21 protein-coding genes, 2 pseudogenes and 1 riboswitch are annotated in these 24,359 nt (G+C 37.1%); of the genes and pseudogenes, 11 read left to right on the top strand and 12 right to left on the bottom strand.

Annotation, left to right across the window (positions count from 1 at the left end; all coding sequences use genetic code 11):
* Positions 1–192 precede the first annotated feature (192 nt).
* The 6 genes from AAHB12_RS20595 to AAHB12_RS20570 form a co-directional block, all read right to left on the bottom strand.
* Positions 193–318: a hypothetical protein gene (locus AAHB12_RS20595; RefSeq protein WP_281278918.1), complete on the bottom strand. Its 126-nt coding sequence runs from the start codon at positions 316–318 to the stop codon at positions 193–195.
* A gap of 150 nt (positions 319–468) precedes the next feature.
* A complete protein-coding gene (locus tag AAHB12_RS20590; protein WP_129731091.1) occupies positions 469–1,566 on the bottom strand; it encodes a GerAB/ArcD/ProY family transporter in 1,098 nt (365 codons plus the stop codon).
* Positions 1,567–1,642: 76 nt separating this feature from the next.
* Positions 1,643–2,845: a Ger(x)C family spore germination protein gene (locus tag AAHB12_RS20585; protein WP_342046833.1), complete on the bottom strand. Its 1,203-nt coding sequence runs from the start codon at positions 2,843–2,845 to the stop codon at positions 1,643–1,645.
* Between the two features lie 40 nt (positions 2,846–2,885).
* A complete protein-coding gene (locus tag AAHB12_RS20580; RefSeq protein ID WP_129731096.1) occupies positions 2,886–4,493 on the bottom strand; it encodes a spore germination protein in 1,608 nt (535 codons plus the stop codon).
* 372 nt (positions 4,494–4,865) lie between these two features.
* Positions 4,866–5,534 carry a phosphatase PAP2 family protein gene (locus tag AAHB12_RS20575; protein ID WP_342046831.1) on the bottom strand — a complete coding sequence of 223 codons (669 nt, stop codon included), beginning with the start codon at positions 5,532–5,534 and terminating at the stop codon, positions 4,866–4,868.
* Positions 5,535–5,553: 19 nt separating this feature from the next.
* Positions 5,554–6,150, bottom strand: coding sequence for a DedA family protein (locus tag AAHB12_RS20570; RefSeq protein ID WP_129731101.1), 597 nt, complete (start codon positions 6,148–6,150; stop codon positions 5,554–5,556).
* 378 nt (positions 6,151–6,528) lie between these two features.
* Positions 6,529–6,627, top strand: a riboswitch (cyclic di-GMP riboswitch).
* A 20-nt stretch (positions 6,628–6,647) separates the two neighbouring features.
* Between AAHB12_RS20570 and AAHB12_RS20565 the strand changes: the two genes are divergently transcribed.
* Positions 6,648–6,881: an aspartyl-phosphate phosphatase Spo0E family protein gene (locus AAHB12_RS20565; RefSeq protein WP_342046830.1), complete on the top strand. Its 234-nt coding sequence runs from the start codon at positions 6,648–6,650 to the stop codon at positions 6,879–6,881.
* A 261-nt stretch (positions 6,882–7,142) separates the two neighbouring features.
* Here AAHB12_RS20565 and AAHB12_RS20560 read toward each other — a convergent pair whose 3' ends face one another.
* Positions 7,143–7,340: a YwbE family protein gene (locus tag AAHB12_RS20560; protein WP_342046828.1), complete on the bottom strand. Its 198-nt coding sequence runs from the start codon at positions 7,338–7,340 to the stop codon at positions 7,143–7,145.
* 104 nt (positions 7,341–7,444) lie between these two features.
* Between AAHB12_RS20560 and AAHB12_RS20555 the strand changes: the two genes are divergently transcribed.
* The 6 genes and pseudogenes from AAHB12_RS20555 (at position 7,445) to AAHB12_RS20535 (ending at position 12,785) form a co-directional block, all read left to right on the top strand.
* Entirely contained in the window at positions 7,445–7,915 is a 471-nt protein-coding gene (locus tag AAHB12_RS20555; protein ID WP_129731106.1) for a hypothetical protein, read from the top strand.
* A gap of 84 nt (positions 7,916–7,999) precedes the next feature.
* A pseudogene (locus AAHB12_RS31905) lies at positions 8,000–8,104 on the top strand (hypothetical protein); the annotation flags it as partial.
* On the top strand, positions 8,102–8,281 hold the full coding sequence (locus tag AAHB12_RS20550; RefSeq protein ID WP_342046826.1) for a hypothetical protein: 180 nt from the start codon (positions 8,102–8,104) through the stop codon (positions 8,279–8,281). The pseudogene AAHB12_RS31905 and the gene AAHB12_RS20550, both read left to right, overlap by 3 nt.
* A gap of 261 nt (positions 8,282–8,542) precedes the next feature.
* Positions 8,543–8,674 (top strand): protein YhfH, encoded by a 132-nt coding sequence (gene yhfH / locus AAHB12_RS20545; protein ID WP_129731108.1) that lies wholly within the window; start codon positions 8,543–8,545, stop codon positions 8,672–8,674.
* Positions 8,675–9,233: 559 nt separating this feature from the next.
* Positions 9,234–10,130 carry a DMT family transporter gene (locus tag AAHB12_RS20540; protein WP_342046824.1) on the top strand — a complete coding sequence of 299 codons (897 nt, stop codon included), beginning with the start codon at positions 9,234–9,236 and terminating at the stop codon, positions 10,128–10,130.
* A 543-nt stretch (positions 10,131–10,673) separates the two neighbouring features.
* The gene (locus AAHB12_RS20535) at positions 10,674–12,785 is read left to right on the top strand and encodes an RNA degradosome polyphosphate kinase (protein WP_342046823.1); all 2,112 of its coding nucleotides are present in this window, start codon (positions 10,674–10,676) and stop codon (positions 12,783–12,785) included.
* Between the two features lie 1,371 nt (positions 12,786–14,156).
* On the opposite strand, the pseudogene msrA reads toward AAHB12_RS20535, so the two are convergent.
* A pseudogene (msrA, locus tag AAHB12_RS20530) lies at positions 14,157–14,444 on the bottom strand (peptide-methionine (S)-S-oxide reductase MsrA); the annotation flags it as partial.
* A 52-nt stretch (positions 14,445–14,496) separates the two neighbouring features.
* Here msrA and AAHB12_RS31900 point away from each other — a divergent pair.
* Positions 14,497–15,066, top strand: a complete 570-nt coding sequence (locus AAHB12_RS31900) for an acyltransferase family protein (RefSeq protein ID WP_446715591.1) — start codon at positions 14,497–14,499, stop codon at positions 15,064–15,066.
* Between the two features lie 170 nt (positions 15,067–15,236).
* Here AAHB12_RS31900 and AAHB12_RS20525 read toward each other — a convergent pair whose 3' ends face one another.
* The 3 genes from AAHB12_RS20525 to AAHB12_RS20515 all read right to left on the bottom strand — a co-directional run bounded on the left by AAHB12_RS20525 (position 15,237) and on the right by AAHB12_RS20515 (position 18,219).
* The gene (locus AAHB12_RS20525) at positions 15,237–16,223 is read right to left on the bottom strand and encodes a DUF3231 family protein (protein WP_342046822.1); all 987 of its coding nucleotides are present in this window, start codon (positions 16,221–16,223) and stop codon (positions 15,237–15,239) included.
* Positions 16,224–16,660: 437 nt separating this feature from the next.
* Positions 16,661–17,311: a YczE/YyaS/YitT family protein gene (locus tag AAHB12_RS20520; protein WP_342046821.1), complete on the bottom strand. Its 651-nt coding sequence runs from the start codon at positions 17,309–17,311 to the stop codon at positions 16,661–16,663.
* Between the two features lie 146 nt (positions 17,312–17,457).
* Positions 17,458–18,219 (bottom strand): MurR/RpiR family transcriptional regulator, encoded by a 762-nt coding sequence (locus AAHB12_RS20515; protein ID WP_342046856.1) that lies wholly within the window; start codon positions 18,217–18,219, stop codon positions 17,458–17,460.
* Between the two features lie 420 nt (positions 18,220–18,639).
* On the opposite strand from AAHB12_RS20515, the gene AAHB12_RS20510 reads away from it, so the two are divergent.
* A complete protein-coding gene (locus AAHB12_RS20510) occupies positions 18,640–19,155 on the top strand; it encodes a hypothetical protein (RefSeq protein ID WP_342046819.1) in 516 nt (171 codons plus the stop codon).
* 539 nt (positions 19,156–19,694) lie between these two features.
* Positions 19,695–20,822, top strand: a complete 1,128-nt coding sequence (locus AAHB12_RS20505) for a GerAB/ArcD/ProY family transporter (RefSeq protein ID WP_342046818.1) — start codon at positions 19,695–19,697, stop codon at positions 20,820–20,822.
* A gap of 372 nt (positions 20,823–21,194) precedes the next feature.
* Here the strand turns inward: AAHB12_RS20505 and AAHB12_RS20500 are convergent, their stop codons facing one another.
* Entirely contained in the window at positions 21,195–21,812 is a 618-nt protein-coding gene (locus tag AAHB12_RS20500; protein ID WP_342046817.1) for a TetR/AcrR family transcriptional regulator, read from the bottom strand.
* 118 nt (positions 21,813–21,930) lie between these two features.
* Between AAHB12_RS20500 and AAHB12_RS20495 the strand changes: the two genes are divergently transcribed.
* Positions 21,931–24,162: an MMPL family transporter gene (locus tag AAHB12_RS20495; RefSeq protein ID WP_342046854.1), complete on the top strand. Its 2,232-nt coding sequence runs from the start codon at positions 21,931–21,933 to the stop codon at positions 24,160–24,162.
* Positions 24,163–24,359: the final 197 nt, after the last annotated feature.

Raw genomic sequence — 24,359 nt, 5'->3', positions numbered from 1 at the left:
GAGCGAGGATAATTTTCCTGTGCTCAGTTTTGCTTACACTGTAGTAAGATGTAAATCTCCATCTGGAAGTGAATTCGACGTAGGAGGGGATTTTAGGAACACAGTATAAGTACAACTACGCCTCTGTCTTCGCCCAAGGGCGGGGCTCACCAATCGACGAGTTTTCTTTACACCTTAAGAAAGTCTAATCCATTATTTCTTTTGTCGTTTCCAAGAAATAATGGACAAAGGGATGGAAAGAATGATAAAAAATGCAAGCAGTGCCCATGGGTATTGCAGCATCACATGTGTTTGCCATGGCCATAGGTATTGATTCATTTCTGTTACACTCCTCGCAGGTTTATTCATTTTGCACAGAAAGTATAAATAGACCATTCGACGTAGTGAGGAATTTTAGGAATACAGTATCAGTGCAACTACGCTTCTGTCTTCATCCGGGGAGCAGGGCTTGCCAATCGGCAAGTTTTTTTATAAGTGTGTTTTAAGCAATTTTCTTCTTATCACTGTAACAATTAATAGTGGAATCGGTAGAATGATTAATAAGGGTACCCATACATAAAGAGGAAACGCAGTGATACCAATATAGAAATGTTCATTTATATTTTGGGACATTGTCATACCTAACAAATATGTAACAACTGCCACAGGGAAGATAATAAGGCGATTATCAAGCATATTCAGTAAAATTTGAATCGCGCGAATTGCTACAAATAAGTAAATGGTCACCTTAACATAGGCCATGATGATCATAGTTAAAGCTACCATTGCATCTAAATTTTCTAGGAAATCTGCAATTGATATTTGTCTAACTAATACATACAGGGGATATACTGTATGACTGACTATACCTTCACCCAAAACGAGAATCGCCATTAGGCTAAAAGCAGTAATGGTAAGCCCTGATAGCAAGGTTGCGATAAAAGTTGTTTTTCTGACTTTTTCCGGTTTTTTTACAGAGGGCCAAAGCATAGCTAAGATCAAAGTTTCTGCAAACGTTTGGGTGATACCTGTCGGCCATACAGCCGACCAAATCTTTCCCCAGCCTTGTCCTAAAATAGGCCGCACATGTTTAAAGTCGACAACTCCTGAGCTAAATAACAGGATAATCTCTAGTATGAATAGCAAAAGCAGAACGGGTAACAAATACTCTGTGAACCGCGCCAATACTTCAATTCCGGAAAATAGACAATATACAATAACTAATAACATGCTTATAACAACAAACCATGGCGGTGTACCTGGCAGAAGCGTTGCTGGTATTAGCGACTTTAAGTCAGAAAATATACGTCCTGCCACATATAGAAATAAAAGAGGGTAGAGCCATGCAAGAGGTATACCTAGCCATCGACCAAATTGCGCAGGGAACCATTCTACAAGCGTTAAACCAGGGTTCATTTTCATAAGGGTCGTATATAGTAAAATGATGCTCATGCCTATAACTGTAGAGATTAAAATAGAAAGCCAGGCATCTCTACCTGCAGCTGAAGCAAAGCCAAATATAACTGTTGTGCCAATCTGTAAGAACATTGTGATTGTAAAAAGTTGAAAATTAGAAATCCGTTCCATGTCATCTTCCCCTTGAACTATAGATAACTTGCATAATAGTTGATGTTAGCCAGACAGGGTATGTAAAAGAATATTGTTAATTTTTGATATGATCTGGTATCAGTAGCGGTTTTGTAGTGAATCCCGTCCCTTGTATTTTCACATGAGACTCGATTGTTACTTCTAAATCAGGGAATATTTTATACCACCTCTGTTTATAATACGTCTCCCATTTCTTTGGGTATGCTCGATAGACAGCCTGTCCAAATCCAAATATGTCTGATTTAAATTGTTTTTGCGTTTTATTTAGAGCTAGTTGGATTCTTTCCTCCACATCTTTTTCAAAGACGGATTGCAGAGTATGAAGTACCATTGGATTGCCTAAATCTAATTTTGAGGAGTTCTCAAATATTTCCATTTCACCATAAGCTTCGATTTTTATTGCTAGCTTGTCATTACGTAATACGGGGTTAACCTTGGTGGATGCCTTCCATATTCGAGCGCCGACCCTTCCGCCGCCTTTTTCCTTTGGTATGGGTACTGCCAAGACTCCAGATTCCAATTCACTCCGAATCCACAAAATTCCGCGAGTTTCTTTATCATTCAACCAGCCAATTAGCCGATCTCCTCGAAAGATTGCAGTTCCATGAATAGAAGGGATTTTTTTTGATGCTCCAGAGTCTTTTCTTTCATTCTGGCTTGCAGCTTCTACAGGCAGATTTGACACTTGGGCTGCAACAGGCTCTTCTCCATCTGTCAGCATTCGATCCCAAAACTCCCTTACTCGAACCTTTACCCCAACTTCCATTTTTTCCTTTTCCCTAAGTTCTTCTGATGTAATTGCTTCAAAGTGAGGATTTGTCCGTAAGATGTCAACTGCCTTTCCTTTCGTAAATAGAAGATAATTACGCAGGTGTGCCTGCCGATGTCTTGAAAAGAAATCCAGAATAGGAGAAACCCCATCTCTTGCCAGTTTTTCTCCCACAATAATTACACGGCCATGAGCAAAAAAAACTTCCCGTGAAATTTTCTCTTGAATGATTCGATATGCTTCTATGATAGATGCTCCTTCTGCAGAAACCATCATCGTTGATTTTGTGGTCCCAGAAGCTTGGTTGGCCTCGCTCGCTCCTCCGGATGCCTTGGGAACTGCAATCTGCAAGGTAAGCAAGAGATTTCCATTCTTCGCCTTATCTAAAGCTACCCCGAGAACAATCGCCACATCATTGACCTCCTGCCGACTCCAACAGCCAGTTAGTAACGGTACTATCACTATAAGTAATGTGAAGATTCTTTTCATCCGTTTTCCTCATCTCATCTCATCTAGTTTAAATACTCATTTACTTCTGATGAGGTCCAGGACGCAGTGTGTCCTTCATCCGCTTAGTCTTGTGGTTTACTCCGAGCCCTGGGCGTTTCACCATAGCCCACCGAGGAGCGCGGATGATGACGTCTTTCAGGATGCTATCGGCATCCATAGGGGCCACGGGTGAAAAGTATGGCACCCCAAAGGAGCGAAGACGGCAAATATGAATTTGGAGAGCGATTGCCCCTAATAATACCCCGTACAATCCCATCACCCCTGCTAGTATCATCATAGGAAACCGAAGGATGCGGATAGAGTTCCCTAGGTTATAGCTTGGATTGATAAATGATGCGATACCAGTCAGTGCTACGATCATAACCATTGGACTTGAAACAATTCCAGCTTGTACGGCTGCTTGACCGATTACGAGGGCACCTACGATACTAACAGCTTGCCCGACTGGACGCGGCATACGAACGCCCGCTTCTCGTAATCCTTCAAATGAGATTTCCATAATTAACGCTTCTACAAACGCTGGAAACGGCACAGTCTCACGTGAGGAAGCGACGCTAAGCAGCAGGCTTGTTGGTATCATCTCCTGATGGAATGTTGTCACCGCAATATAAAGAGAGGGCAAAAGCAAGGAAATAAGCAAAAATAGATACCGAATGAAACGAATAAACGAAGCTACAGGGTAACGCAGGTAATAATCCTCCGTGCCTTGAAGAAATTGAAAAAATGTTTGCGGAGCAATCAGACAAAAAGGTGTGGTATCAATTAAAATGCCAATTTGTCCTTCCAGTAAGTTTCCCACTACTTTATCAGGCCGTTCTGTATATGCGACTTGAGGAAAAATAGAAAAAGGATTGTCTGAGATGAGCTCTTCAATATATCCGCTTTCCAAAACGGCATCAATGTCAATTCGGTGGATTCTTTTGCGGACTTCTGCCACTAAGGATTCGTCTGCAATGTCTTCGAGATATGTCATAACAATATTTGTTTTCGATAACCTTCCCACGGTTGCGGACTCCATCTTCAGTTTAGGAGTTTTTAGTCTTCTCCGTATTAAAGTTGTGTTTGTTCGTAAGTTTTCGGTAAATCCTTCCCGTGGTCCGCGCACCACCGGTTCTGTTGAAGACTCCTCTACGCTGCGTTTATCCCATTGTTGCAGGCTAATAAATAATGCTTGCTGCATTCCATCAATGAGCACTGCCGTATCACCTGATAAAACATGATCAATCACGTCCCCAATTTTTTGTCCCTCACTGATTTGAGCAGCCGTAATGACTTGTTCCAGAAGCAGTTGTTTGATGAGATGGATTTCGGAAGGACATACTTGGTCTTTTCCATAGTTAAATAACGGCTTTAATATATCTGCATCCATTAATTCTGTACTAACAAGGCCATCCAAAAAAATAAGAGTTCCCTTTTGGCATCCCACTTGGAATTCGCGATATACAATATCGGAGGAACGCTCGAAAATCATTTTGAATTCTTGTATGTCATGATTTAAATTTCCAGTTAGTATTTGATTGTTTAGTACATTTTGTTCGTCTTCAATAGGGTGTTCTTTGTTATAGGAGCGGCTGCTGTGATAAAGAAATGTAATGAATTCCTTGATGCTTTTAATGATATCAATCACCCTCCCCAGCCTCTAAATGACTTCATTTTCTTACTTTATTGTTGTTGCATTAACTACCAATTATGCATAACTATGTAAATGAATCCGATAATGCTTTTGGAGAGGTTTTAATAAGGGAGAAAATCTGTAAGTATTTAAGAAATAGGGTGGTGAAAAGAAATGATTCTGAGGGGATGAATCAAATATCCGAATATCGTACAAAAATAAAATGCGGTCTTAGATTAGAGCATATCCGGCTGGATATGCTGTCCGTATAAAAATACATAGTTTAGTTTATCCATTCCTTCAAGAGAAATCCCTTAAAGGAACGGGGATTATTTGTCTGTATGCAGAGCCTGTTATATGCAGCATTTTATCTCATATGGGTAATCGTTATTTGTTGTTTCCATTGACATGCTGCCGCATATATCGCTTTTCCCTATATCGTTGATAAAACCAAATGAGCGTGGTTAACCAAAATGTACTAATAAAATAGCCGCCGATGATATCGCTAGGATAATGTACGCCTAGATAAATGCGGCTTATTCCAATTGTGAGAATCATTACGATACTGATAATAATTAAGATGGTACGCCCCCAACGAGTAGGAATATGCCGCCATAGTAGGAAGGAGAGAGTTCCATATAGCGTACATGCATTTGTTGCATGGCCGCTCGGAAAGCTGTAGCCGCTTACCTCGATCAGACGATGTAAATCCGGACGGGCTCGCTGAAAAAACAGCTTTAATGTGATAAAAAGGAGGTTGCTTCCTAAAACGGCAGTAAGTAATAGAATCAGCTCTGATCGATGCTTGAGTACAACATAGAGAAAAAATAAGGCAATCATAGCAAGTATCGCAACAGAACTTGTCGATCCAATAAAGGTGAAGAATTTCATAATAGCTGTCAGAGCTGGGGACTCAAGGCCTTGAATAAAGGCTATAACGGTACTATCAAATGAAATAATCCTTTGCTTGCTAATCAGAATAGCCATAAGGCTGAAGCCGATAAGAGATAACAAACTTATTATAAAAGCAGTAGTAAGTTGAAGCTTTAAATTCATATAAATAACCACCTTAGATTCATTGCAATTTTTGTCTTCTCTTCCAAAATAAATAGGCGCCCCAGATAATACTAACCGCAGCTAGCATAAGGTATATACGATATTTAGAGATATACATAGCAATGATTTTCCAATTTCCTCCTAATGATCTTCCTAACGTAATAAAGGTAAAAGACCAGAGCAATGCCCCAGGGTATGCATACCGTGCAAACTTCTTAAAGGAGTACCCGTTAATTCCTGCAAGATAGGCGGTAATATGGCGGATGCCAGGAATAAAGTATCCAATAAAAAGCAGATAAGGACCTAGTTTTGTGAATAATTGTCTTGTTTTATTAATTCTGTCTTCTGTAATATGGAGCCTTGGTCCAAACCTTGTTAAAAATGGCAAACCCAATTTGATTCCTAATAGATAGCTAAGCGAAATGCCGCCGCTTGTCCCTAAAAAAGCACTTAGTAAGGAAGGAATATAAGCTATGTTTCCCTGAAAGACGCAATATCCAATAAAGGTAAGAAGGATTTCATCCGGCAGAGGGAGTCCGATAATGCCTCCAATTAAGGCTAATATAATACCATAATATCCAAAATGTGAAAGAAGATAGGTTAATTGGTGCTCCATCCATTCACACTCCTATGCTATTGGAATAAAAGAATCGGTCGGAGATGATGCTTTTCTCAGTATTCTTTTTTTATGCGCGGTTTATACCTGTTACAATGTGCTTAGTATTTGGGCTAGGAGGGTTATGGCCTGTATAAGAGGAGTGTGAGGATGTGGGGAGTAAAGGTAGTAGGTAGTTCAACTCGTAAAACTTTCTAAAAACTATAATTGAAAAAAATGTAAAAATATGAGAAAATGATTAAAGAGAACGACTGAGCCATTTGGTGTTGATGGATTCTATAGAAATAATTTTGTAGAGGCTACTAGTGCAGCAAATAGTGATTCTTGTTACTCCTATATTGACAAAATAAAGCATATTTATATAGATAAAAAATAAAGTTTCGATAAAGGCAAACCTATTGAAAGATAGGGACGCAAAGCTACAGGTCTAAGGTGGGAGAGGTATGCCGCTCCCACTATGATTGCTGGGCTGCCGTAATACGGAGGGAACTACAAGGGTGAAGGTGCTAGTTGAATTACCGATGGAAGACAAGCAAGCTGATTCTACTGATTTGAAATGGATGGACGTACTTTTGGATGCTAAACAAAATAACCCAGCCATTATTGAGCAAAAAAGAAGGCAACTACTTCATCTAGGTAAACTATATGGATTAACTCATCCTAAAACTATCAAATGCAGTCAACAACTAGACAAATTAATCAACCTATCTATGAGGGGACAAATTGTATAGGTATTATTAATGTGTGCAGCATCTAAATGATAAGGGATAAGCAAACATAGGATTAATGGAGATGGTATAAGCGTTTCTATCGGGGATTGTTCAACTGCCTGAAGTAGTGATTAGCTAGCTAAAGTTAAATTAGGTTGCATGTTAAAACTCCAAGTTTGTCCTATAACTCATAGTATTTGTGACGAGGTAGGGAAAATGGTTGTCATCAGATAAAAAGGGACAGATTCGTAAGTGTATGAATCTGTCCCTTTTTGTTTGTTATTAGTTAACAATTGTTTGTACCCTGCCTACTTGTCCATCTGTAAGACGAACCTTGATTCCATGAGGATGAAATTGCGAATTCGTCAGCAGGTCCTTTACAATTCCACGCGTCGTATTTCCTGTACGCTGATCCTTTTTTAGTACAATATTCACTTCTAGACCAGCCTGAATATTTTTTCTATATCGTCCATCATTCATAAATCATTTCCTCTTTTCCGCCTAAGAATTTGCTTAGTTTTGGTGTTATCTTCTACTAATGGTATAATAATTTGAACTATAATGCACATCTACATGGAGGTAACATGTTAACTTTTGAACAAAAACTCGCTATTATTGAATCTTTTCCGGAGCTTAAGCGCAAGGATGTATCGATGAAACGTGTAAATTTTCATTATGAGGAAAGTGCAAGCGATAAGAAAAATGTCGTATACCACTTGCATCCAAACGGAAATGGATTTGTTTATGCAGAATATGTAAGCAGCTATAATACAGATGACAGAGGCATGATTAATATCCGAGATTTCTCAGAGGAAGAGCTGCGCACAGTGATTGCAAAATCGATTCAATCCCTCGCACCCCGATCAACTGCTGAAGTGGCAATCGTTGGAGATTTGGAGGAGGAGCGCTGGGTGAATGAAGATAACGCATCGCTTATTTTAGTCCAAGAGGATGAGATGTGGAATGTGTATGCAGGTTTAAACCTTGATGGAACGTTTCCTTCCTACAATGAAGCGAAGCAGTATTTGGAGGAAGAAGGGTTTAAGCGGGCATGAGTCTTACAAAAAAGCCCATGATTTATATACAACGTAAATCATGGGCTTTTTTGCTTATAGACACCATCTGATGTTAAACCCACATTTGCGGCAATTCGAGAACAGCTTTCAAAGTTAAACTCGGTTGTACAGGAAAATATAAGTGGAATCGGGTTGTAAAAGCTTTTGCTAGAGAAGATTATGAAATTGAAGAGTTTTCTATGGAAAATGGTGCCTTTAAGGAGAAAAGCCTTCAGTTCGCAAAGATTTGGGAAAAGTATTTATCGGTTCTTGATTCGCTTGCCGGAATCAGTAGCAAAGCTAACCTATGTAGCGCTAAAGCATACGCTACAGGAGCAAGAAGCTGAGAAAGAAGAAACGAAATAACGCAAAGAAAACGCCTGTAGCTTAACGCTGCGGGCGTCTTTTTTACATTGTTAGGAAGGTATAAGTTTCCAGATAGAAGCGAATTCGACGTAGTCGGAAATTTTAAGAATACAGTATAAGTGCAGCCACGTCTCTGTCTTCGCCTAAGAGTGGGGCTCACCAATCGGCGAGTTTTCTTTATTGGAATTATGTAGCAGTTATCAAATTACCACCTTGCTGAATAATACAATAGTACGAATAAAATTGAAGGAGGCACTTGTTATGGAAGACCTAGAATTTTATAGACGAATACCTGCGAAGGTCTGCCGCGGCTGTGGCTGGAAGATCGAAGAGCAACACGAATCATACTTACACGAATGCGAACATTGCAAGGAAGTAATTGATGAAGGGTGATGACGTTTTGTAATTCGCCTTTCATGCGCTTATAAGAAGTATGCAGATTATAGCGCATGTCCATCAAGTTAAAGCAAATAGAGTAACTGAGTTACGAACGAGAAATTTTTATTTTTTATAAACTGAGAAACAGGCAGGAAATGCCTGTTTTTTTTGTACTTTAAGAAAGTATAAATTTCTAATCGAGAAGTCATTCGACGTAGCGAGAAATTTTAGGAATAAGGTATAAGTACAACTACGCCTCTATCTTCGCCCAAGAGCAGGGCTCATCAATCAGCGAGTTTTCTTTATGGAGTTCATTTATAATAAAAATATAAAAAAATGAATTATAATAAATATATGTTTTATTTACAGTTAATTGTGACTTTCTTTTCTGTTTGTCACTATATGTTAGAATTAGAGAACTGTTGAATGACAATAAAGTTGTTCCGCAAACGGGCCATTTAGTGGGAGAAGACTTCCATAGAACAACCTCCATACCAACTGTAATGCTAATACTAGGGATGATTTTAAACTTTAATTACTGTTAGATATGCTAAAAGACATGGGGGAATCATTAATGAATGGACTGATGCTTTTTTTATGTATGATTTGGGGTTTTAATTTTGTTATTATGAAACTGGGCAATGGCGTGTTCCCGCCTGTTTTATTTGCAGCCTTTCGGTTTTTGCTTGGGGCAATTGTCCTTTTTGGGTTAAGCTATTTTAAAAAAATCCCGATGCCAGGTAAACGGGAACTGAAATGGTATATTCTATGTGGAATTCTGCAGACAACTTATTTTAATATCGCAATCCAAATTTCTTTAAATTATATAAGCGCGGGACTTACTTCTGTTCTAACATATAGCATGCCGTTGTTTCTTTCACTTATGGCTCATTATTTCATTCCCGGAGAAAAATTGACTGCTGGTAAGACGGGTGGGATCTTGATCGGAATATTTGGCTTATTTTTAGCAATGAATATTCATCTTGGAGAAAATATCTGGGCTCCCATTCTTGCGTTAAGCTCTGCAGTAGCGTGGGCGCTATCTAGTTTGATTTTCAAAAAGAAATTGCAAGACTGTGATAATGTTCAATTCACTACATGGCAAATGGGTGCGGGAGCAATTGGCTTGTTTTTGTATTCCTTCAGTTTTGAACATGGAGAGTCACATTGGAGTCTCATGGCTGTAGTATACCTTTTATATTCCGGAATTTTAGCCTCTGCATTAGCTTTTGTTATATGGTCACATATTCTTTCTAAAATGGAAGCCAGTAAAGCTTCAATTTCTTTGCTAATTGTACCAGTAGTTGGTACCTTATCAGGATTCCTATTTTTAAAGGAAGATTTGAGTGCTATTACATTACTAGGAATCATTTTGGTGCTTTCAGGAATTTGGCTGGTAAATAATACAGGCTCTGCCCGTTCCACGTTACAAAATCAGCGATTCTTAATAGGTAAAAAAGATAAATACTGAAGACGAGATAAATGGAATAAAACTTAGATTTTCAAACGACTTTATTGTTATTTTTTGAGTTCTGTGAAGCATTTTCTATCAAAAATTAAATAGCTTTATTTTACCCCCATCCTAAAATCAGGACGGGGGTAAGTGTGTTTGAGGTTTTTGAAATTAAAGAACTTTATTGTCATTCTACAAAACATCTCCTCTGTTTTATTGTCCAGAAGGTCACTGTTTTCTGAACATAGAAATATAACAAGTAGTTTACATATTTTTAGATTGAATTGTGTTCAAAAACTCATAAAGTATTCTATGTTCAGATAACCTCATGTGTCTTAAGGTATGTTACAATTCAGGGCCGATAAGTGAGATGTGCCATACAAGAATACAGCATTGAGTTGTATTTTTTCGTGAAAATGGTAATAAAACACGGAAAAATTTACATAAAATTAACAAAAAAAATAAATAGAGATAAAAAATGGTTCTCCTTCTTTTGGTATGATAAAGGCGGATGAAGAATAATATCAAAAAAATATAGAGATGAAGGGGAAGTAAGTAAGTATGAACACACTCCAAACCGATTTCATTAATTTAAACAACACAGATTATTACAACAATCGTGAGCTTAGTTGGCTTGCCTTCAATGAGCGTGTATTGCGAGAAGCGTTGGATGAACGTAATCCGTTGTTGGAACGTTTTAAGTTTATTAGTATTTTTAGCTCTAATTTAGATGAGTTTTTTATGGTTCGGGTAGCTGGCTTACAAGATCAAGTAAAGGTGGGCTTTAACCAGCCTGAAAATAAAGCTGGTCTGACGCCGAGGCAGCAGTTAAATCAAATTTCACAAAAAACCCATGAACTGGTAGACCTGCAATACAATACATTTCAATCTGTATTAATTCCGAAGTTGGAAGAAGAAGGAATATTCCGGCTTTCCTTTGATGAATTAACACCAGAACAGCGAGTTTTTATAGAGGAATACTTTGATGAACAAATCTTCCCCGTTCTAACCCCCGTTGCCATTGATGCATATCGGCCATTTCCTATGTTGCTTAACAAGAGTCTAAACTTAGCGGTTATGCTGTATGACGATGTAGAAGAGCTTGAGGAAAATCGTACGAAGCTCGGAATTGTGCAAGTGCCGTCCGTGCTGGAACGCTGTATTTTTCTTCCCGGAGAAGAAGAACAAAAGTTTATCTTTTTGGAGGATGTAATCAGTAACCTCGTTCATAAAATGTTTACTGGCTACGGCGTGTTGTCTGTTACTCGTTTTCGCATTACACGTAACGCTGATTTGACCATTCATGAAGAGGGTGCTCGTGATTTATTAAAAGTGATTGAAAAGGAATTGAAAAAGAGAAAACGGGGAGCTGCCGTTCGCTTGGAAATAGGAAAACAAGGATTGGACGAGCAGGTGCTGGATTTCTTGCTTACAACCCTAGAAATCCATGAAAAAGATGTGTACAGAATTGACGGACCTGTGGATTTGACTTTTTTATTTGCGTTATATAAGGTATTGTCCAAAACACACGAACATTTAATGTACCCTGCCTTGATTCCGCAGCCCCCTAGAGACATTCGCTCAGACGAAGCTATTTTTGAAAAAGCTTTAGAGCAGGATATTCTTTTGCATCATCCGTTTGAGTCCTTTCAACCAGTAATTGACTTTGTCACAGAGGCTGCCGAGGACCCAGACGTATTGGCGATTAAACAAACCTTATATCGTGTAAGTGGTGATTCTCCTGTTATTTCCGCTTTGAAAACAGCAGCAGAAAATGGGAAACAAGTTGCTGTTCTTGTTGAGTTGAAGGCGCGTTTTGATGAAGAAAACAACGTACATTGGGCAAAGGAGCTCGAGCAAGCAGGGTGCCAGGTGATATATGGGATGAGCCATTTAAAGACGCACAGTAAAATTACGCTTGTCGTTCGCCGCAAGAACGGAAAAATTGAGCGTTTTGTTCACCTGGGCACAGGAAATTATAATGATGCGACGGCGAAATTCTATACAGATTTAGGTTATATTACATCGAGGAAAGAGATTGGAATTGATGCCACAAACTTTTTTAACTATTTAACAGGATACGGAGAAATACCGAGTTATCATCAATTGTCAGTTGCGCCTTTTGATATACGCGATCGTTATATCGAGTTAATCGATGCGGAAATTTGTTATCACAAGCAATACGATAATGGACAAATCATTGTCAAAATGAACTCTTTAACGGATAAGGTGCTCATTCGGAAACTTTATGAGGCTTCTCGCGCAGGGGTGAAGGTCGATGTAATTGTGCGGGGAACGTGCTGCTTAAAGCCAGGAATCCCGAATGTGAGTGAGAATATACGGGTAATCAGCGTAGTAGGGCGCTACTTAGAGCATAGCCGTATTTTTTATTTTCATCACAATGGAAAAAACAATGTGTTTTTATCATCTGCTGACTGGATGACACGCAACATGGAAAAGAGGGTAGAAATTTCATTCCCGATTGTAGAAGAAAGCATGAAACAACGGATTATAAAAATACTAGAGCTCATTCTTTCTGATAATGTGAAAGCACGAGAACAAGACAGTAACGGCGAGTACCATTACGTAATCCGAAAAGAAGATGACCCCGAAATTGACAGCCAAACTGAGATTTTTTCTATGGCTTACCATATTTCGGAGGACGAGGAATAGGAGCCTAACAACACCATGTGCGCTTGTTCATAAAATATAAAAAACTACTTGAGCAAAATCACATACAAAAATGATAAACATGTAGAAGAAGATAAGGAAGAAAATCGAAGTAAGACGAATGAATAAAAAATAGTTCAGTCCATGTAGTTACGCGATTCTTGGTAATATATTTATCTATCATTGGTATCCATTTCAAGCATTGAAGATTAAGAAGGCCTTTATTTTGTATATTGGACAATAGTTTTGTTATTGGATGAACGGTTTATATTGTTACCACAACCATTTGGTTGTTTTCACTATGGTTGGTGGACAATATGGAACTCCGTTGTGGCAGACCCTATCTTATTGTTCTTGCTATTGATGCCTTACAAATGAATATGTAGGATTGAAAATGCATCGTAAGATAAGTAAAGTGACTTCCTTCCTACATCATATTGATTATTGATTACGTGAACAAAAAGCCCTCCAGTTGGAGGGCTTTTTATATTTTAGATACATTGACTCTTGATAATGCAGGGGTATGTTAATCGGACTTGTATAGAATATACAGTATTCTTTATTCAATTAACTCATCTTTCTTTCCTATATATGTCTAAATCTCAACAAGAAAACTATTTATTTATAAATCTTTTGTAAATCTTTTGTAAACTTTTTGTAAACTTTTGCTACACATTTATTTGTTTTTGGATTAAAATAATGAAGTTAGAAATGTATAGAATATACAATTTAAGCTAAAATAGGGCTCTTTACATTGAATGTTATCCTCTACAACGAATGAATGAAGATCAGATAAGGAGGAGAGAAGCATACTTCACTATTATATAGATAGACATACTACGGTTATGGCTATTATCGTTATCATTTGCGCTGTGTCATATATTCTTTTTCTTATCTATGTATGGGTTCGAACATCCTTGCAAGAACGTAAATTAAAGCGAACAGCGTTTGATGCTGAAATCGATCTCATAGATGAAAAAATCTTAAAAAAAAGAAAAGAAAGGCAAGTTCCTCGTGAGCTCAGTTCAGTAGACAAATTAAAAAATAAACGAGATTCTAAATAATTGCTGTGTCTTACTCTCGCTAATGGTGGTGATGTAAATAAGAGGGACGTTGTGACAGGGCTATTTTTAGCTAACTAATGTATATTAACAACGGGATGATTAGGATAAAGCCTAATTATCTTTTACATCTCACTATAAAGAGGGTATAAACTTCCATATTGAAGTGAATCCGATATAGATGGAAATTTTAGGGGTGTAGTATAAGTACAACTACGCCTCCGTCTTCGCCCAAGGCCCAAAATGGCAGATTCCGGGCTGAATCTCCACAAAAGGCAAAAAGCGCCTTTTACTCCGGCCCGCCTCTACGCTGCGCTGCCATAAAAGATGGGCCTCGTCCGCCTTCATCAGTAGGGTCTATTTGTCTCCAATACATTTCAAGTAAATCCGTATAGGGAAAAACTGAAGGGTTGAATGTGATTTGGAAGACCTCGCAATGCCCTGTATTCCCTTCTTTTACTTCTTCATAAGTTGGATTATCAATGTGCCCACCCATATAACCTGAAACTACCTTATGAATTCCCGGCAATTGATCAAATGGTTGAACCATACACCAAAAACAACCTCCAGCAAATGTTGCTACCTCTAATGGATGATCCATTTTATTCACGTTCCTTCTTGTAACTTTTTATTAGACCTTTGCTGCTTATATTTTGTTGTTTTATATTGGAACTGTTGCGTATAGGAATAATTGGCTTGAAAGTATAACTCCTGGTATTTTAAAAGTATGGAAAAGGATCACCTTCATTGCTATTCCTGTTTTCCCTATTGGTTTGATTCTTACTGGTGCCTTAAACGGTCCTTTAAAGGTAAATGGAGGATTAAATAGTCAAGCCATTCTTTATGCTTTGTGGGAGCCTTTTGTTTGCATAGGAATGTGCTTACTCTTGTTATCACTTTTCAAAAGGAAATATAATCAGATGACAAGCCTTTTTATATGGTTATCAGATAATGCTTTTACGGTTTATATCCTACATCCGCCCATCATAGTAAGTTGGTCTCTATTACTTCATACATTAGTCATTCCAGCGATTTGCAAGTTTGTAATGGTTAGTATTCTCTCTTGTTGCCACCTTTACTTTGGCTCACGTAGTTCGGTTAATCCCTTATACAAGGCGAGTGTTAGGATAGAAAGTCAAAAGAAGTTTAAACATTCATTCAATACAGCAGAAATTCACATCAATAAGATTGTCGACACTATTTTTATGGATAAAACTCATTGACCTTATTGAGCTATAGGATGCTTAAGTTAAAAAGTAAAATAAAAAATGAATCATTAAATAAACTTCCAAAAATGCGAATGATGTGAACATAAAATCCCTTCAGGTTAGGTTAACTGAAGGGATTTTTGGAGGCTTCTAAATGTAATATGCTTTCTTTACTGAATGATATATTACTTTAATTTTAATTCTGGCGGCTTTTCTATCCATCCTTTTTTCACCATTAATTTAGTGCCGTCACTTGCGTAATCTACAATGTCTTTAGCAACTAACAACGCCTTCATCTTCAAATCATTGCGTAAATTAAAAGCAAAACCAAATGCATTCCCCCCAATGCTTAGGCTACATAATAAAAAATTGCAGTACATCATGAGTTTATCCGAAAATGGGCTGTTCTTTGAATTCGTTGTATTTCCTCCAGATGAAAGCGTTGGTGAAATGTCGTCATCTAAGAGGATTTTACTAAATTCTTTAACTATTTTCTTTGATATTTCCATTCCTTTATGAAAATATTGCTGAACTTCTTTTTCCTGTGCAACCTGTGAAAAAGCGGCCATTAGAATCATCCCTATTTTATTTGTTTCCATTCCATGGTATAGCGATGAAAATTCAATTGTATTCAGTTGTCTAGTATCACCCATTAAATTTAAACCATTTAGATAATGTAAATCATTGATATATTCAGCTGAAATAGGCATAGGGATAAACGGAGGACGAGTGAGAATATCTCTTTCTAACAAGTATTGTGTACACTCATTGTAACAGCCTTGGGTAATTGCTGTTAAATCCTTGTATATATTTATAATATCTTCACGATAGGACTTTCCCATATTCAGAGTATATAAAGCCATGCTTACTTCTTTGATTGTTCGAATAAACATAATATCAAAGCCATTTTCAAACAATTTAGGTGCGTGTATATTTACATCTTGGGAAGAAAAGCCTATTGGAACCGCAGCTCCTTCATTTTCAAAAAGGGTTTCTATTTTTTCTACATATGTACTTAAGTTTTTATATAAAGTAGTCATAATCTGTTCTGCTTTTTGATCGTCTGCGTTTGGAATTAAATATTCTAATACACGTAAAATGAACGTTTTTTCTCCATAGGTTGACCATAACGTGCCTATTTCACTGGAGGTAATTTTAGGTTTTTCTGGCATGAAAACTGCTCCTTACTTTAATATTCAATATTCTTACTGTTTAGAGTTGCCAATTCTGATTGATTTATGTAGGCCTTTCGTATGAGTACTAACACTTATCCCGATAATACTGCTGTTTAGTCAGTCCTTGAAATAAAAATTACCAATAATTGGATTATATTCATAGCATTTACTTTGTAAGCGCTTTCTATTATAATAAGAATTGGGTTGGGCGGCGCGCGTGGCTGCCAGTGGTACAAAGCGTAGGTGGGGCTTGTACTAGGGACGAATTGATGGAAGTCCTTTTATTCTATAAGTTAAAGATAAATAAGTTGTTTCTAAAAGCTTTCCAAATATGCTTGATAGAAAAAACACCATTCGTTCCAACGGTTCTGGTGCAAGCTTGATAGCTTAGAGGAGAAGCCCCCTCTAAACCATCCAATTAACCTCTATATATTCTATAGCGAGTGCGCATTTCGTGTCGGAGCTTTATGAATCACAATCCAGCGGTTATAATGATCAATTAAAAAACCAATTCCAAACATAAACAAAATTGTTCCTATACCTAGACCAGCTACATGGTGCTGAAAGACAATAATAAGAATGCTGACGGATAACGGAATGGACATACAAAAGATTGTACCGACCGTATAATTGTTCTTTAGCTTCCCAAATGCCTGCAGCAAATAGTCAAACGGCAAGTACACCGAGCCTGCCTGAAAGTAAATGCTCACAGCAACTGCGACAAGATTGATTCCTATTAATGAATATAAACAACGAATCCATATATTCTCTGGTACATACACAATATGATGTACATACACAAACAAATCAATAAACATTCCAAAAAAGAAGGCGAGGGCCATACTTTTGATGATCGTCATCAAGGTAAGTCTTGTTTTCATCAAATAGCTAAGTATAAATGAAAAGAAATTCAAAATAATAATGCAGACACCAATAGAAACAGGTAATATGGACACAAGATTTTGCCCGGCAGCTGTCCAAGGAGCACTTCCTAGATTAGCTACTATCATAAAGCTATTTCCTAAAGCATTTAATGTAATGGAACAAACAAACCATAATATGTTTACAGGTAGACTTTTCATCATGACCTCTGCTTTCTCACAGTATTTTGTATCCATTGTAGATAAGTATACTGCTAAAAAAGGATCTGATGTAAAAAAAATCTATGGAAACTGTACATATTACTGCTAACTTTTCAACATTTTGATGATGTAAGGGATCACCCCTCACATCATTTGTTGTTTTTACAAAGCTTATACACTTCCCGTGCCATAAACTCCAAGATGTACAGCGCAGGAAGCTGGGTTGTGATGTTAATGGGTACATTTGGTATATTTGAAAGGTGCGTTCGCTCTTCCGTTACATAATAAGAAATGTTAATATCTGAAATTTTAGCTAGTGTACAGTTTTTATTATTTGTAATGCTAATAATTTTATTTCCTTCTTCTTTTAATTTGCTAACCTGCTGAATAGTATGGTCGGTTTCACCCGAAACAGAAAGGGCAACTGTAATACTGTTATGCAGGTAGTGGGAATGAATAGGGAAATAAGGATCATTAATATAAAGTGAAAACTTCCCCAAACTAGAGAAGTATCTTGCTCCATACTGCGCTAATATCCCGGAATTCCCAATGCCCACAAATAAGACATTGTCTGCAGATTGAATTAATTTGACAGCCTCATGTATATGTATTTCGAAATTTCCTTGTAATGTACGTTCAATAAATTCTGATAGAAAATGCTGCATGCTTTTTAACGGAATGTCTCTATCCCGCTTTTGTTCCAAATAGAGCTTTAATTTCACCTTAAACTCTGAGAATCCATCGCAATGCAGCTTTCGGCAAAAGCGTAAAATTGTAGATGTTGAAACATGGGCTTGGTCGGCCAAATCGCGGATACGCATATAGATAACCTTGTCTCCATTTGCAATAACATAGTTGTATAACGAGTATTCTAATTCATTAAAGGTCGTAAGAATTTCATTCGGGAACATCATAGGTTCCTCCTATAATAGTCATATTTATCTTTTGCTGCGCAGTCATACACGCAGTTTATTTTACATTGTACTATATGAATTCTACTTAAGAAACATCTTGTGTTTTTGATGATATCGAACGTTTTTGGATGTTTATGATTGTTTTTATTTATTTGTTGATTGTTTTTGGAAGTATATGATTGTTTTTTGTCGTTTTTTACGTTAGAATGCTTGTAGGTAGAAATGTAGTGTAAAATGGAGATTGAATTGAAAGCGGAAACAAGGAATGGAGATGTTAAGCGATGGAAAGCAGTTTATCAATTGAGGTGCAACAATTTGATATATGAAAAATGAACTCGATTGCACAACTCGCTTAATAAGGAGATCGGATTGCTGGACTGTTTAATTACAAATTATGTAGGGAAGAGGAAAGATAGTATGAAACTATTAGATGCAAAAGTAATTAGTACTGTACAGGGTTTAGAGATATATTCAGATTTAGTAAAAAATATTGAAATAAAAGAACTTCATGTTCCAACTATAGATAGCCCTTTTTATGAAGTTCAGTTTGGGCTCGGATATTTTCTTTTAAGACAAGAAAAATTTTATAACAGTCAAAGAAATTATTTTCGTATTTGTATGAACTCTGATTTTAGTATGATTACATTAAAAGAAACGGAAACAGAAAGCTTATTTGCAGTGAAAAACGAAGATGAGAGAGCAGCAACGAAGAAGCTTTTAGGAGAATGGTTTGTTAAAACAAAGGGTTATCAAGAATCTATCAATAAATATATCGAAAAAGTGAAGCAGGAAAATGTCTACACTGATGAAGATATTCAACACAAAGTCAAAACGATAAACTTTCTAGAGAAGCTACTGGAATTAACAACTGAAGATATTGAACTGGCTCCTGTAGAAAAACCAGATCAATTACAGGTATTGTTAGGAGTTTGATACTTCTCAGCTTCTGTGAAATAACATTTTTCTTAATTGAGGATGGCGCCTAATATTTATCCAGCTAAGAAAATCAAATATCGAAGGTACACAACGTCTTTTCATAAATATCTAGTCTAAAACCACGAGTGAGTATAAAAACGATTGTTGTTTATAGGGTTAAAAGCAGGCAGGAAATGCCTGTTTTTTTGTACTTTAAGAATGTATAAATATCTAGCTGGATGCCAATTCGACGTAGCGAGAAATTTTAGGAATAAAGTATAAGTAGGGCTACGCCGCTGTCTTCGCCAGGGGAGCCGGGCTCGCCAATCGACGAGTTTTCTTTACCGCTTGCGCTCCTTCAGGCACAACTAGGGTCTCGACGTCAAAACGCGAAAATTATGTGCTAACCTATTCTTTGGAAAGTAAGCTACACTCCTTGCTTCTTAAAAGTATTAGAAATAGTAAGGTAGGATAGAATGAAATAGATGTACTATATAAGCATTCATTTGCTCAACAAACATGCAGATCAAGCGTAAAGAAGGGAAGAGCTCCAGACGATGGAGAAACCTAAAATTAGTGCTATTCAACTATTTGCCATGATGTTTATATTTGAGATGGGGACTGCAGTGGTCATAAGTTATGGAGTACATGCCAAAAAGGATGCCTGGTTGGCCATTCTTTTAGGATCGGGAGCAGGCATTGTTTTATTTTTCATTTACTACTTTTTATTTCGTCAATATCCTACTGTGCCGCTCACCGGATATGTTAGGAAAATATTTGGAAAATACTTGGGGTGGATCATTGGCCTGTTATATATCCTATTCTTTTTGTATATTTCTGCTAGAAATATACGTGAGTTCGGTGAATTATTGATTTCATCGACATTAAGGAAAACACCATTATTAGCAATCACTATTTTATTCGTTCTTACCATTTGTTATGTACTTTATCTAGGAGTTGAAGTATTAGGTAGAACAGCAGAAGTATTTATTGTCATTTTGCTCCTTTTAGGGATAACTGGAAATTTTTTAGTGCTTGTTTCAGGTAATTGGCATCCCCATAATTTGCAGCCGTTTCTTGAACATGGGTGGAAACCAATCATGATGACAGCCTTTCGGGACATACTCATTTTCCCTTTTGGAGAATTGCTTGTTTTTACGATGCTTCTCCCTTACTTAAATCAACCTAAATCAGTGAAAAAGGTGTGGCTGTCTGCCTTAATTTCAGGCAGTCTTGTCTTAAGTTATACAACAAGTTTAAATATTGCCGTCCTTAGTATCGAAGAAGTGGAGAGATCTACTTTTCCTTTGTTATCAACTGTTGGAAAAGTCAATCTTATGGAGTTTTTACAACGGCTGGATGCTATTGTTGTTTATACCCTGCTGATTACAGTGTTTTTCAAAGCAGCCATCTATTTGTATGGTGCCTTAATGGGAATAGTCGATTTATTCAACTTAAAAAATCATCAACAAATTCTTTTACCAATTGGGGTTATTCTTATCTTTTTCTCAATTGTATTGTCTGCCACTTTTGCGGAACAAACGGAAGAAGGTATCTTGGTTCATTACATTGCTATCGTTCTGCTTATAATTATTCCTTTGCTCATGCTATTAGTTTCCTTAATTCGGAACCGTTTCAAGAAAGCTAAGGATGAGAAAGGTAAGTCGGAATCCAGTGCAACGTAATCTTACTTCTGCCTTCGAATGTCATGTAAGCAAAGGGGACTGCTCTAATGTCGGTTCGATAAAATCTTATACTTTCAATTTTCATATATTTCCTCTTCAATCTTTTTTTAATCGAGCTTACTCAATTAAGGAGTAATTTGTATGGTTCCTTCATAAATTCAACCGCCATTTTCTTAAGAACAATTAATAGGGGGCCGCCGCATATTTACCAGGCTAAGGCTCTAACATATGGCCAAAACAAAAATTCTCCGTCTTTTGTAACAAAGAAATACGTTGAGGACAGCCTATTACCTTGATAGCGATGTAGCGATACCCCTATAAATATTGTAAACATCAAATTTCAGAGAAATACATATAACTTAAAATCCTGAATTAATGTCCTAATCCCTTCCAATAAAAATCTACAATTTTTACAGCTAACTCATCGATATTCTCAATCAGCGGCTTTTGATTTACATCTTTGTAATTACCTACGTATAGCAAGGCTACAAAAGCATGAGCACTTAAAAGTGAGTGACCTTTAGGGATTTCACCTTCCTGCATTGCTTTATGTATTACGTGATCCAATACCTCATACATTTTATCTTCAGCGTGTTGCATTTGTTTTACGTGGTCATCTGAAAGAGATATTTTTGCATCTCTCATAAAACTCTGGATGTCAATGTTCATTGTTGCGGTTAAATGAACTTTTACAACATCAAGTAATCGCTCCTTGAGTGGCTTGCTTGTTGAAAGAAGTTTATGCATATTTTCTCTAATACGGGCCATCATTTGAATCATTGCATCCGTAAATAGATCGGCTTTTGTAGCATAGTAATAATACACCGTTGCCTTTGTGACATCGCACTCCTTTGCGACATCTTCCATAGAAATGATTTGATAACCTTTACTTAAAAACAACTTTGTAGCAATTTCAACAATTTTATCTTTTGTCGATTTTGTATTTTTATTTTGAGGGGGTCTTCCTAAAGGACGTTGTTTTTGTGCCAATATAATTCTCTCCTGACTCTTCATAATTAAAAATATTATAACACTTAAATAGTTCTTGATTAATTAACTATCCAGTATATATAATTAATCCAAAAGTTAGTAAGAAAGGTGGATTATGATGAAAAGGCATCCTCTTTATACATGGGGGAAATATGTTGGGGGACCAAAAACAAGGTGGATTACTTTCTTTGTATGGGTCTTGTTGACACTCGTTTTATCTTTTACCTGGCCAACTGTTAATACGGTTGAAGATGAGACAGCGCCTAACCTTCCGGAAACGGCTCTGTCACAAAAGGCTAGTAATATGATTAAAAAAGAGTTTCCAAATGACGCAGGAAACCCTGTGCTTATTGTTTGGCATAAAAATGAAGGTTTAGAAGCGAAGGATTTTAAGACAATTCAAGATACTTATAAAAAGCTTAGAAATTCGCCATTAAAGGGTCAAGCAACGTTACCACCTTTTGATACCATTCCACGGCAAGTGTTAGCAAAAAGTGTTTCAGAAGATGGTACGTCTCTAGTAACTCCTGTGTTTTTTGATAAAACTGCAGGGACAGATGTACTTCAAGAGAATATGAATGAACTGCAGAATATCATCAAGAATACATTGGAGGACAATCCATTCAAAAGAAAGATTTCTGACTCTGGTTTACATGTACGTCTATCAGGGCCGGTTGGTATTCAGACTGATGCAGTAAGCTTATTTAGTCAGGCCGATGTGAAATTATTAGTTGCAACTGTGTTACTTGTTTTAGTTTTGCTTATTCTTCTTTATCGCTCACCACTTTTAGCCATCTTACCTTTAATTGTAGTTGGATTTGCTTATGGGATAATTAGTCCAACTTTAGGCTTTTTAGCAGATAAAGGCTGGATTATTGCGGATGCACAAGGGATTTCGATTATGACTGTACTATTATTCGGAGCTGGTACGGATTATTGTTTATTTTTAATTTCAAGATATCGAGAGTTTCTTTTGATGGAGCAGAACAAATTTAAAGCGCTACAGCTTGCGATTAAAGAATCAGGTGGAGCTATTATTATGAGTGCTCTTACAGTTGTAGTAGGATTAGGTACTTTGTTACTTGCCCATATTGGTTCTTTTCATAGATTTGCAGTCCCATTTAGTGTGGCCGTTTTTCTGATGGGAATCGCTGCATTGACGCTTTTACCAGCATTATTAGCTATTTTAGGGAGAGTTGCTTTCTTCCCGTTCATCCCAAGAACAAAAGAAATGAATGAAGAACTTGCTAAGAAAAAAAATAAACCAATTAAGGTAAAGGAATCGAAAGGATTCTTCAGCAAAAAACTTGGGGATCTTGTTATCCGTAAACCATGGACGATTATTCTGCTAACATTATTCTTATTGGGTGGATTGGCTTCATTTGTTCCACGTATCCATTTTACGTACGATTTATTAGAATCATTTCCAAAAGATATGCCTTCACGTGAAGGGTTTGATTTGATATCTGATCATTTTTCACCTGGAGAGTTAGCCCCTGTACAGATTGTTGTTGATACAAAAGGAAAAGATATACCTGTTAAAGCAGAATTAGCAAAACTTTCTTTTTTAGATCAAGTAACAGAACCAGTAAAAGGGAAACAGAACAATCAATTACAAATGTATGAAGTTTCATTAAAAGATAATCCGTATTCTATTGAGGGGATGAATAAAATTCCTGAATTAAGAAAAAGTTTGAAGGAGGTCATGAAAAATGCTGAGATAAGTCAGGCCGAGAACCACATATGGATTGGAGGAGAAACGGCTACATTATACGATACAAAACAAACGACTGAACGGGATCAACGTATAATTATCCCTGTTATGATCGGAATTATTGCATTATTATTGCTTGTTTACCTGCGTTCTGTTGTAGCAATGATCTACCTAATTGTAACAGTTGTCTTATCATACTTCTCTGCATTAGGGGCGGGATGGTTACTACTTCACTATGGTATGGATGCTCCCGCAATACAGGGAACAATTCCCCTATATGCATTTGTTTTCTTGGTAGCGTTAGGAGAGGACTATAACATATTTATGGTTTCTGAAATATGGAAAAATAAAAGAAGCCAACCACACCTTGAAGCAGTCAAAAACGGGGTGGCTCAAACAGGTAGTGTTATTACGTCTGCTGGTTTAATCTTAGCAGGAACATTTGCTGTATTAGCTGCTTTACCAATCCAAGTACTTGTTCAATTTGGTATTGTTACAGCAATAGGAGTACTACTGGATACATTTATAGTAAGACCTCTTCTTGTCCCTGCAATTACAGTTGTTTTAGGTCGTTCCGCTTTTTGGCCAGGGAGTATTTGGAGGAAGAGAGAAGGAACAAAAGTAGATGCTTCATAACATAATGACAGGAAACTAATGCCCTTGCTGCAGCAAGGGTCTTTTATTTCTCTTTTTCCGTTATTGTAGGTACATAAGAGAGAGGACAGGTGAAATAGATTGAATCTAGAAAATAAAGAAGCAAACATATTGATTTTCAGGAGAATATAACTATAATAAGAACAAAAGGGGTAAGCGCTTACCTTTGTGGATTAGAA

This window comes from Bacillus sp. OTU530 (assembly GCF_038440375.1).
Note: the sequence above shows the minus strand (reverse complement) of the source record. Positions and strands in the feature narration are given on the sequence as shown.